The 11905-nt window shown below is 49.4% G+C and carries 10 protein-coding genes; 9 read left to right on the top strand and 1 reads right to left on the bottom strand.

Going from position 1 to position 11905, the window contains the following annotated elements; translation table 11 throughout:
* From FHS77_RS12260 to FHS77_RS12295, 8 genes are all read left to right on the top strand, one after another.
* A complete protein-coding gene (locus FHS77_RS12260; RefSeq protein ID WP_184223785.1) occupies positions 1 to 1557 on the top strand; it encodes a hypothetical protein in 1557 nt (518 codons plus the stop codon).
* A 53-nt stretch (positions 1558 to 1610) separates the two neighbouring features.
* Positions 1611 to 2804, top strand: a complete 1194-nt coding sequence (locus FHS77_RS12265) for an aminotransferase class V-fold PLP-dependent enzyme (protein WP_184223787.1) — start codon at positions 1611 to 1613, stop codon at positions 2802 to 2804.
* Positions 2805 to 3015: 211 nt separating this feature from the next.
* Positions 3016 to 4077: a PLP-dependent cysteine synthase family protein gene (locus tag FHS77_RS12270; RefSeq protein WP_184223867.1), complete on the top strand. Its 1062-nt coding sequence runs from the start codon at positions 3016 to 3018 to the stop codon at positions 4075 to 4077.
* Positions 4078 to 4345: 268 nt separating this feature from the next.
* Positions 4346 to 5863 (top strand): ABC transporter substrate-binding protein, encoded by a 1518-nt coding sequence (locus tag FHS77_RS12275; RefSeq protein ID WP_374786265.1) that lies wholly within the window; start codon positions 4346 to 4348, stop codon positions 5861 to 5863.
* Positions 5864 to 6031: 168 nt separating this feature from the next.
* Positions 6032 to 6973, top strand: a complete 942-nt coding sequence (locus tag FHS77_RS12280; protein ID WP_184223791.1) for an ABC transporter permease — start codon at positions 6032 to 6034, stop codon at positions 6971 to 6973.
* Positions 6973 to 7848 (top strand): ABC transporter permease, encoded by an 876-nt coding sequence (locus FHS77_RS12285; protein ID WP_184223793.1) that lies wholly within the window; start codon positions 6973 to 6975, stop codon positions 7846 to 7848. The genes FHS77_RS12280 and FHS77_RS12285 overlap by 1 nt, the downstream gene beginning before the upstream one ends.
* 4 nt (positions 7849 to 7852) lie before the next feature.
* Positions 7853 to 9064 carry an amidohydrolase/deacetylase family metallohydrolase gene (locus tag FHS77_RS12290; RefSeq protein ID WP_184223795.1) on the top strand — a complete coding sequence of 404 codons (1212 nt, stop codon included), beginning with the start codon at positions 7853 to 7855 and terminating at the stop codon, positions 9062 to 9064.
* Positions 9065 to 9166: 102 nt separating this feature from the next.
* Complete coding sequence (locus FHS77_RS12295; RefSeq protein WP_343061014.1) at positions 9167 to 9667, top strand: RidA family protein; 501 nt, start codon at positions 9167 to 9169, stop codon at positions 9665 to 9667.
* Between the two features lie 12 nt (positions 9668 to 9679).
* On the opposite strand, the gene FHS77_RS12300 is transcribed toward FHS77_RS12295, so the two are convergent.
* Positions 9680 to 10516 (bottom strand): IclR family transcriptional regulator, encoded by an 837-nt coding sequence (locus FHS77_RS12300; protein ID WP_374786263.1) that lies wholly within the window; start codon positions 10514 to 10516, stop codon positions 9680 to 9682.
* Positions 10517 to 10684: 168 nt separating this feature from the next.
* Here FHS77_RS12300 and FHS77_RS12305 point away from each other — a divergent pair, with 168 nt between their 5' ends.
* Positions 10685 to 11884 (top strand): aminotransferase class V-fold PLP-dependent enzyme, encoded by a 1200-nt coding sequence (locus tag FHS77_RS12305; protein WP_184223798.1) that lies wholly within the window; start codon positions 10685 to 10687, stop codon positions 11882 to 11884.
* The last annotated feature ends 21 nt before the right edge of the window (positions 11885 to 11905 follow it).

The following is an 11905-nucleotide window of genomic DNA, read 5'->3' on the forward strand; positions in this document are numbered from 1 at the left end:
ATGAACCGTTGGAACGACACCCATGCCGAAGATCTCATCGGCACCATTAAAGACCGCGCTGATCTTTATGATTATCTGGTGGAGGCAACCCTGCGTCGTCAGGCAATTTCGCCAGCTAAAAACAAGCTGTTTGATATTAATGTGCCGCGCGATATGGCGCATTATCGCAATGATTTTCTCAACGCAACCACACCGGCTGAGCTTTGGTATGCCTTGGCCAAATTGTCCAATACCCGCCATGACCGCCATTTATCGTTAGAACCAGTTGAAGGCGGCCTGCCGCTGCCTGCCGAATTGCAAGCAAGAATGCGTTTCAACCATGCAAACAAACGTGCCGATCCGGCACCGCGTGTTGGCGTTGAGTTAAAGACCGATTTTTCTTCGGATCAGCCATTTGTGTTTTTAAGCGGCTATGCGCTTAATTTTGAAGGCAATCAAAATATAGAAGCCGGTGCCCGTCTCTTGAAAATCAATGGTCGTTCTTTTGCCGATCATGTGGCGCTGACAGAGCCTTATTTCTGTTATTCAACGCCGCATTTTTACTGGTATCATATGCCAAATGAGATCATCCGGCGCACAGGACTGATCCCTGAATGGCTGCAACCAGCAACACTTGCGCTTGAATTTGAAGACGTGAACGGCACGGTTCAGAGCCTTCAACTTGATTATCAACCAGCCGATCATTGGCAATGGGCAGATGTGCCCTCCCCTTACAGCGGTTTTGAGCAGATACTCGACACACCTTCCTTTACGCTTCACACCCGTGCAGACAAAGACACAATCATCATTCAATGGCATGGTTTTGGCAAAAGTCTGACCAGTGATGTCGATGCATTGATGGCCTATGCACAGACAAATAATCTGCTAGGCGCCCATATTATTTATGATGCAAAACGCTCGCGTGGCGGTGATTTTGGCGGCTATTTATTGCAGCATTTATCCGCACACCATATTCGTATTAATTTGGGTGATTTGCGCCTTTCTGATGCAATTGAAGGTGTGATTGCAACAGTTTTGGGTGAAGATCACGCGGCTATTGCAGAAGGTAATCTCAATCAGGCACAACTCAATGCTACGCGATGGCGGCGTGACTGGTTGCTTGGCACTGTGCGTGATGACCTAAAAGCGGGCAAAGAAAAAACTAGAGCCATTCCATTTAAATGCGCGCACCAACCGGAAAATGGCTCAGGTATTTTACCACCAGCGCCTATACATTTTACCGGCAAAATTGTGATGCTCACTGTGCCTTATGCAGGCTCTCACATTGATCAGGTGGCCGCGCAGCTCTGCGACAATAAAATGTGCCATCATATTGGCATGCCGCTTGGCGGTTTTTCCAAAACTTGGACCCATGAAGAAGTGCTGACATTCCCACGCACGGGGCAGAAAATTGCTTCTTTTGCATGGAGTTGCGGCAATACGATCCGCCCCAATGGTGAAGTGCTGGAAAGCAATCCGGCCATGCCAGACACCTATTTTCCAATCACCCGCAACAATCATTTAACCCATCACGCTGAGATGGTTGCCATGGCACTGGAATATTTTAACCGGCCATAGCCACCAGCCGATTGTCTGCTTTTATATATTATTACCGCTTCAGGAGCGTTCCCATGCCTGTGTCTAAAATGCCTGTGTCTAAAATTGAAGCAATCCGCGCTTTATTCCCAGCATTAACCAGCCAGACCTATATGTCGATTTGTGACAAAATGATCTTGGCCGATCCGGTGCGTCAGGCCGTCGACAGTTTTCTCGACAAGCTCGCTATGGCCAGTGCCAACCGCACTGACCATGAAGACTTTGTCGAAAGCAGCCGAATAAAATTTGCACAAATGATGTCGGTTAAACCTGACGAAGTGGCCGTCACCCGCAATGTTTCCGATGGCGTAAATGCGATTGCCTGGGCATTTCCGTTCAAGGCCGGCGACAATATTGTGATCTGCACGGATGCCGAACATCCAAACAATATTTACCCATGGTTACGTTTGCGCGAACGTGACATTGATGTGCGCATTGTACCGGCCATTAATGGGCGCATTGATATAGATGCCATGACTGCGGCGATGGACAGCCGTACCCGCCTTGCAACGGTCGCTTCCGTCAGCTTTGCCCCCGGTTATCGCACCGATACCACTAAGCTGGGCGAATATTGCCAAAAGAAAAATATTTTTCTGCTGATCGACGGTGTGCAATCCGCCGGTATTTTGCATCATGATTTAGCGCAGGAGCCGATAGATGCTTTTGCCACCTCCACCAGCAAAGGATTGCTTGGTCTTTACGGTTCCGGCTTCATGTATATCAACGAAAACTGGCTTGATCGCTTGAACCCCGCCTATCTCTCACGAACCGGCGTTGATCTTGGCAGTGATGCTGCCTCAGCCATGGGCGAGCATCACTATCAGCTTTATGCCAGTGCCAAGCGTTTTGAAGTCGGTAGCTATAATCTTGCAGCCTCTTATGCCGCTGATGCCTCGCTCTCCCTTCTCAATGCAATTGGCACCCAAGCAATTGAAGCACATGTACTACATCTGGCGCGCGCTTTACGTGAAGGTTTGGCCGAATATGGTTTGCTCATCTCCAAGCCACAACAAACGCTGGAAGAAAGCCATATCATCACCTGCGGTGAGCTTGATGCTGGCGGCCATGGTTTCTCTCACGATACACGTATCAACGAAATGCACAAAACCTTACTTGATGCCAACATCACCCATACGTTGCGCCGTGGCCAGCTACGTTTCGGCTTACATGTTTATAATAATATGGCTGATGTAGAGCATGTATTATCAACCTTAAACAATATGAAATGATAATCTAATTTTACACCATAGTTCGAATACAGATTTCTAACTTAATGGGGTAAATTATAAAAATTTACCCTAAATTTTATTATTTTTGACAAAAACATATAAATTGAATTATATCTCTGTCAGTTCACATAAAGTAACCCTGATTTTGGATATACAGAGGCAATAAGAATTGGGACAGATTATTCAATGCAATCGCCCGCAACCATGCAGTATGGAGTGGCGCAACCGCGCAATCGCAACAATTGAAGCAGATTTCAACAGATCAGCCGACACGCATCTGATCCGTATTGATCTGCCAAAGTTCAACGACATTACACTCTATTTAAAAGACGAATCCAGCCATCCGACCGGCAGCCTCAAGCACCGTTTGGCGCGTTCTCTGTTCCTTTATGCCATTTGCAATGGCAAAATCGGCCCGCAAACCACAATTGTTGAAGCCTCCAGCGGCTCCACTGCTGTGTCGGAAGCCTATTTTGCACGCATGATTAATCTGCCTTTTGTGGCAGTTATGCCTCGCACCACATCCAAGGAAAAAATCGCGGCAATCGAGTTTTACGGTGGTCGCCCGCATCTGGTAGATGACCCTAAAACCGTTTATGACGCAGCACGTCAGGTCGCGGAAGAAACCGGTGGTTATTACATCGACCAGTTCACCTATGCGGAACGGGCAACCGATTGGCGCGGTAATAATAATATTGCTGAATCCATCTTCAATCAGATGAGCCATGAAGAATTTCCAAACCCGCGCTGGATTGTAACAGGTGCCGGCACCGGTGGCACGTCAGCAACATTGGGCCGCTATATCCGCTACCGCCAGCTTGATACACGCCTGTGCGTGGCCGATCCTGAAGCATCGATTTTCCATCAGCATTTTACAGATCGTTCCATCATGGAAATCGACCGTTGCTCATCCATTATCGAAGGCATTGGTCGTCCGCGTGTCGAGCCATCTTTCGTGCCCGATGTGGTTGATTGTATGGTAACAGTGCCGGATGCCGCAAGTCTCGCCGCACAACGTGCCATCAGCAAAATTATCGGCCGCGCTTGCGGCGGCTCAACCGGCACCAATATCTGGGCTTGTGCGCTGCTCATTTCCGAAATGGTCAAAAAGGGCGAAAAAGGCTCGGTAGTCACCCTGCTTTGCGATCATGGCGATCGCTACCGCTCCACATATTTTAATGATGAATGGGTGGAGAAAAACGGGTTCGACATTGCGCCTTATCTTGAACAGATGGACGCGTTTTTCTCGGAAGGTCGTTTGATCACCGTTTAAAAATACGGATAAAACTTCAAATCAAATAAAACCCTGCTTTTATTCACTAAGAGCAGGGTTTATTTTTGGGTAAATTTTGCATCGCAAATGCCAGCAAATAAAGCATTTTGCGCCTGCCCGCTTTTTAGAGCTACCAAAATCATAATCAATTGCCATGCAACCATGCTTGACAAGTTCTCTCCGTATCGTATTATTCCATTATAAAGATAATTATTCTTTAATAATGGAATAAGTGGAGGGGAACATGCGAAATTTCAAAACATTACTGATGGTGGGAACCGCCCTGATCGGTGCCGCCACATTAAATCTGTCATATTCTTACGCGCAGGAAAAGGGCGGCATTATTAATGTTGCCACCATTGGCGAGCCGCCAACCCTTGATCCGATGGTTTCAACAGCTGATCTTGTCGGCATTGTCAGCCAGCATATTTTTGAAACACTTTATACCTTTGACAAATCATGGAAAACCACGCCGCTATTGGCGGCTGCTTTGCCGGAAATCAGCGCTGACGGTAAAGTTTACACCATCAAATTACGCGATGGCGTCAAGTTCCATAATGGCTCAGGTATGACATCCAAAGATGTTGCGGCCTCGCTTGATCGCTGGACAAAAGTAGCATCCCGCGGCAAGCAAACCGCCACAATGATCAAGTCCATTGAACCGACAGACCCACTGACTGTTACGATCACGCTGAGCGATCCTTATGCGCCGCTCGTTTCATTGCTGGCCTTCAACAATTCCGCCGCTATTATTTTGCCTGCTGACCATCAGGCTGAGCCGATGACCGACATTATCGGCACCGGGCCTTACAAGCTGAAAGAGCGTAAAGCCGACCAATATATTCAGTTGGAGCGTTTCGCCGATTACACTTCACCAGCCGGTGAAAGTGATGGTTATGGCGGCGCACGCCATCAATATGTCGATGAAATCCGCTTTGTGCCGGTGCCTGATGCCAATACTCGTGTCGAAGCCGCCATTTCCGGTCAATATGATTATGTCGATTCCATTCCGGTTGAATCATTTGAGCGTGTGAAAACTTCAACGGCTTCCGAACCAGTGATGTTGAAGCCTTTCGGCTGGCCGGTTTTTGTGCTCAATTCCGGCCATGGCATGACCAAATCCAAGGAACTGCGCCAAGCTATCCAGCAGTCGCTCAGCCAAGAAGATATGATGGCCGCAGCCTTTGGCTCGAAAGAGTTTTACGCGCTGAACGGCTCGCTCTATCCGGATAGTTTTGCATGGGCGACCGATGCAGGTGTTGAAGGTCATTATAATGTGGCCAACCCTGAGAAAGCCGGAGAGCTGATGAAAGCCGCCAATTATAATAGCGATCCGGTGCGCATCCTCACCAGCCGCCAATATGAGTTCCATTATAAAATGGCTCAGGTGGCCGCAGAATATTTGAAAGCCGCTGGCTTTAAAGTTGACCTGCAAGTGGTGGACTGGGCGACACTTACTCAGCGTCGTGGTGATCCAAGCTTATGGGATATTTACATCACCCATAGCCCGTTCTTGCCGGAGCCATCGCTTATCGGCATGATGTCAACCAGCGCTCCAGGCAATTGGGACACACCGGCACGTGGTGAAGTGGTCAATGCGTTCAACACCGAATCTGATCCGGAAAAACGCATCAAACTCTGGGCTGATGTGCAAAAAGTCGTGATGGATGAAGTGCCGTTTATTAAAATCGGCGACTTTAACGCAGTGGCCGCGAAATCGCAGAAGCTCGAAGGTGTTGAGCCTGCTCCATGGCCATATTTCTGGAACGTCTCGCTTAAAAAATAATGGCTGAAGCCTGTGCCCGCACTTTTTTAGCGGTCGCATTCAATAAAGAGACACAGGATAAAACCGTTTATTCTGTGTCTTCTGCACTTCATCTCTGACAGAGTTTTTGATTGATTGCGGAGTGTTCGCCCGCATGAAAGTGCCTGTCACATTGTAAGCAAGGCCAACATGATACGATATATTATCCAGCGTTTCATCGGCATGATTATTGTGATGTTTCTCGTCGTCACGATTGTTTTTGTCATTGTGCGCGTCACGCCCGGTGATCCGGCAGCCGTTATGCTCGGCCCTGAAGCGACCCAGGCAGATATAACTGATTTGCGGGCGCAATTGGGGTTAGATCAACCGCTTGTCATGCAATATATCTATTATGTCGGGCAATTAATGCGCGGTGATCTCGGTCAATCAATTTTTCTCAACCAGCCTGTATTGAGCGCATTGAGTGAACGTGCCGAACCGACATTTTTCCTGACTTTATTTTCCATCATTATCGCTTGTGTCATTGCTTTGCCGATCGGCATTTATGCAGCTTACAGACGCGGTTCTTTCATTGATCAGGCAGCAACAACGCTGGCAATGTTTGCCGCAAGTATTCCAAGTTTCTGGCTTGGACTGATTTTGATGCAAGCCTTTGCTGTGCGCTATGGCTTCTTTCCGGTTTCCGGTTATGGCGGGCCAGATGCAAGCTTTACCGACAGAATGTGGCATCTAAGCCTGCCGGCTTTCGCGCTGGGGCTTGTTTCATCCGCTCTCATCTTACGCTTTACCCGCGCTTCGATGCTTGATGTTTTAGGTGATGATTATGTGCGCACGGCACGCGCCAAAGGGTTGATCGAGCGTAAAGTCATCCTGAAACATGCACTTAAAAATGCGCTGATCCCTATTCTCACAGTTATTGGCCTCACGGTTGCGGTGCTCATTTCCGGCGCTGTTGTCACCGAAACCGTGTTCAGCCTGCCCGGCATCGGCAATCTGGTCGTGTCTGCGGTTTTACGCCGTGATTATCCGGTCATTCAAGGCGCGTTACTGGTGATTGCCGCTCTTTATGTCCTGATTAATTTTGCCATTGATATGCTTTATCTGCTGGTCGATCCAAGGGTGCGCTACTGATGACACATTCAATCACATCTTCAGCCAAAACCCCAAGCGAAAGCATGCAATTCATCAAGCGGTTGTTAAAACGCAAAACCGTTGCATTCGGCTTGTTTATTTTGGTGATTTTCACCTTGCTGGCACTGCTGGCGCCTTGGGTTTCGCCTTATAATCCTTACAAATTATCCATTGTAAACCGCCTCAAACCACCGTCAGAACTGTTTTGGTTCGGCACAGATGAATTTGGCCGCGATGTATTTTCGCGCACTATTTATGCCGGTCGCCTGTCACTCTTGGTGGGGTTTGCTGTCGTCATTTTATCATCGCTGATTGGTGTCACGATGGGGCTGCTTGCAGGCTTTTTCCCGAAGCTCGATGCCCCGATTGCCCGTCTCATTGATGCGATGATGGCTTTCCCCGATATTTTGCTGGCTATTGCTCTGGTGGCAGCACTCGGGCCTTCACTGGCAACGGTTATTGTAGCGCTTTCAATTGTTTATGCGCCGCGTTTAGCGCGTGTTGTGCGCGCCTCCACCTTGGTGATCCGCGAACTTCCTTATGTGGAAGCGGCTGTTTCCATGGGTGTTTCCACCCGCAACATCATGATACGCCATGTTTTGCGCAATCTTTTATCGCCAATTTTAGTGCAAGGTACATTTCTGTTTGCCAGTGCCATGCTGGCCGAAGCTGGGCTTTCGTTCCTCGGTCTTGGTGTCAGCCCTGAAATTCCGACATGGGGTACGATGATTTCATCCGGCCGCCAATATGTCGGCCAAGCCGACTGGATGACCCTTTTCCCCGGCATCGCCATTATCTTGTCTGTGCTTTCGCTCCAAATGGTTGGCGACGGCTTCCGCGACCTTCTTGACCCCCGCCTTAAAAAGGACCTGTAATCACATGTGCGCGCAAACTCAAAAAAACGGCGCTTTGCTTATCACCAATGTTAAACCGGTGGCTTTCGGCCAGCATTCCCATCAAGGCGCAATTGACATTCTGATCGACGAAGACGGTAAGCTTGCCAAAGTGGGCAAAGATCTGCCTCGCGCCGGCATTACCAACATCATCGAGGGCAATGGCTCGTTTATTTCACCGGGCTGGGGCGATCTGCATGCGCATGTCTGGCATGGCGGCACCGATATTTCCGTGCGTCCTAACCTGTGCGGCGTGCAGCGTGGTGTCACCACTATTGTGGATGCCGGCTCTGCCGGTGAAGCCAATTTCCATGGCTTCCGCGAATATATCATCGACCAATCGCGCGAGCGCATTAAAGCATTTTTGAACTTGGGTTCGATTGGCCTTGTGGCTTGCAATCGTGTCAGTGAATTAAGCGACATCCGCTCGGTCGACATTGACCGTATTGTTGCCTGCTACCATGAAAACCGCGACCATATTGTCGGGCTTAAAGTACGCGCCAGCCATGTCATCACCGGTTCATGGGGTGTTACACCGGTAAAACTGGGCAAAAAAATTGCCAAAATTCTTAAAATTCCGATGATGGTGCATGTGGGTGAGCCACCCGCACTTTATGACGAAGTGTTGGAAATTTTAGGCCCTGGTGACATCATCACCCATTGCTTTAATGGTAAGGTCGGCAGTTCCATCATTGAAGATGAAGACCTGTTTGAACTGGCAGAGCGCTGCGCCGGTGAAGGCATCCGTCTTGATATCGGCCATGGCGGCGCATCCTTCTCTTTCCGCGTAGCGGAAGTGGCGATTGAACGCGGTCTGTTGCCGTTTTCCATTTCCACTGACGTTCATTTACGCAGCATCAATCAATCGGTTTGGGATTTAAGCACCACTATGTCGAAGCTGTTAAGCGTCGGCATGCCATTTGATAAGGTCGTGGAAGCGGTCACCCATGCCCCTGCCGAAGTTATCCGTTTATCAATGGATAATTTGCTCGAAGCAGGCGCGCGCAGTGAGTTTACAATTTTTGATCTCAATGACTCTGATCTGCAAGTAGTGGATTCCCTTGGTGCGCGCGCAGCGCTTACCAAACTGTTCGAACCACGCATGACCGTGCTTGGCACCGACATTTTTGAGGCAGGCCGCTATCAGCCGGACATAGTCGAATGCGTCGATCACAGCCACGGCTTCAGCTACCGTTAAAAATTTTGCATAAGGTGCGGTTGTCCGCAGCCGCACCTTTAAAAACAACAATTTACAATGAAGACAAGTGACAACTTACTTCACAAATATTCAGGGGCTGATGTGTCAAACCCAGTAAAGCCAATCGGTAACAATAATGCAGCCAGCCCTTATGACCGGCTCGCAGCATTGGGCATTAAATTGCCGGATGCACCGCCACCCATTGCCAATTTTGTCACCCATGTGCTGGAAGGCAATATTCTTTATCTTTCCGGTCAGGGTCCGCGCGAGGCAGATGGCCGACTCCATACCGGCAAAGTCGGCATCGATCAGGATGTGGACGCGGCTTACAATCATGCCCGTCTCACCGGCATCAATTTGCTTGCTGTGATGCATCAAGCGCTGGGCGACCTCAACCGCATCAAGCGCGTGGTAAAGCTTTTCGGTATGGTCAATGCCGAGCCGCATTTTGAAGATCATCCGCGCGTTATCAACGGCTGCTCCGATCTTTTCATTGATGTGTTTGGCGATAATGGCCAACATGCACGTTCTGCCGTTGGCTTCGGCTCGCTTCCCGGTAATATTACCGTCGAGATCGAAGCCATTGTGGCACTGCACGATTAAGAGGCTGAACGATTAATGCTTACGCCAGCCCATCACCGTTTCAATCTTTTCAGCCGAGCGCTGGACGCTGCCGGTATAAAGCTCGGTATTATCCATCAGCTTTTGCTCGGGCAGAACGATCGAAATCGTGGCAACGCAAGCCCCTTGCTCATCGCAAACAGGGGCTGCAATACAGGCAACGGCATAATCGGATTCACCCGCCTGCACCGACAAACGCTGGCTGAAAGCACGCACCGCTCCCTCGGACAAAATTTTTGGATCCGTATCAGCTCTGCCGGTTGGCGACGGGGACGCGCAACGCTTGAAAATTTCCAAGCGCTCATTGTCGCTCATATGACCGACAAGCAAACGCCCCGATGCTGTCCAGTTAAGCGGAACACGGGTTCCCACCCGCGACGTCACCTGAAAATGACCCGGCCCGTCGGCCATAGCCAACACCTGCATATGATCGCCGTCCAGCCCGCAAAGCTGAATGGTTTCGCCGATATCACGGCAAAGGTCGTGCATTTCACTGGTTGCAACACTCAAAAAGTCGAGCGAGCGCGCATAAGCCAGACCATAATGATAAAGCCTGTCGCCCAGCCACAAAAGCCCCTCGCTATTGCGCGACAACAGCTTTTTTTCCACCATGTCATCAACAATGACGTAAACCGTGGACAAAGGCGCACCAATGGCTTTGGCAATCATATAAGCACCGCTTGGGCTGCCATGTTCATAGAGAAAATCCAGCACCTGCAACACGCGGTCAATCCCGCTGACACGGGAGCGGCGTGATGGTTCTTTTTTCTCAACCGCAGTTTTATTTTCCGAAGCCGCTTTGGTCACTGATGCTGACATTTTGGTGTTCATTTTCTGGCTCCGTCAATCGTTCAAACACATTCAGGCTTGTCATTCGTTATTTATCCCGAATGATAAAAGCACCCACACAGCATTTCACAATTATGAAATCAATTCCAGTGCTAGGGAATAAAGAAATTTCAAAATTTCTCTTACCCGCATTGATGACCGGAGGCTCCCATGGCTGAAACAAATCTGCATCAAACATTAGGTTTGCGCAATATTATCAATGTCTCCGGCACGATGACAGGGCTCGGCGCTTCCATCGCACTGCCGGAAGTAGCGAAAGCCATGGCGGAAATTTTACCGCAATTTGTCGAAATGAATGACCTGCAACGCAAAGCAGGCAAAGTCATTGCCCGCCTAACCGGCGCAGAAGCAGGCTTTGTCACCGCGTCCTGTTCTGCCGGTATCAGCATGGCAGTCGCCGGTGCCATCACAGGCGATGATCTATCAGCGATTGAACTTCTGCCAGAAACTAAAACGGAAAAAAGAGAAATCATCGTGCAGATGGGGCATGTGGTAAGCTATGGCGCACCCGTTGATCAGGCTATTCGTATTGCCGGTGGCAAGCCGGTGCTGATCGGGCAAGCAACGACATGTTATGATTTTCATCTCGAAGGCGCCATCAGCGAAAACACTGCCGCCGCCATTTATGTTGTCTCCCATCATGTGGTTCATTACGGACTGCTGGAACTTAAACGCTTTGTCGAGATTTGCCACGCCCGCAACATTCCGGTGATTGTCGATGCTGCATCAGAATACGACCTTAAAGGCTTCCTCGAAGCAGGTGCCGATATCGTGCTTTATTCGGGACATAAGTTTTTAAGCGGCCCTACCTCCGGCATTGTTGCCGGCAGCAAAAAACTCGTGCGCCATGCTTATTTGCAAAATTGCGGCATTGGCCGCGGCATGAAGGTCGGCAAGGAAAGTGTCTATGGCGTGATGGCGGCGCTTGAAGCATGGGAAAAGCGTGATCATGAAGCCGTACGTGCGCGTGAAAAAGCTTTTCTTGATCTGTGGCAGGCAACGCTGCAAGATTTTGCAGGCGTTAATCCGGTTATTGAAGCCGACCCGACCCACAATCCGCTTGATCGTCTGCGCGTCAATATAAATCCGCAAGAAACCCATATTACGGCATGGGATTTGGTGGATGCCTTGGCACGCGGAACGCCGCCAATCATTGCGCGTGATCATGAGGTTGAGCATCATTACTTCTACCTTGATCCATGCAATCTGCATGATGGACAAGAAACAATTGTCGCCAGACGTTTAAGTGAAGAACTGACCAAAGCGCGTAGCTCTAATGAAATAATTGCCACCCCGCTCGCCGACCGCACCAAAAAAAGCTTCGATAGTTTGCGTCGCTGGCCGGATTAATTTGCCTTCGCTTTCTTCAGT

This window comes from Paenochrobactrum gallinarii (assembly GCF_014205685.1).
Lineage (GTDB): Bacteria > Pseudomonadota > Alphaproteobacteria > Rhizobiales > Rhizobiaceae > Paenochrobactrum > Paenochrobactrum gallinarii.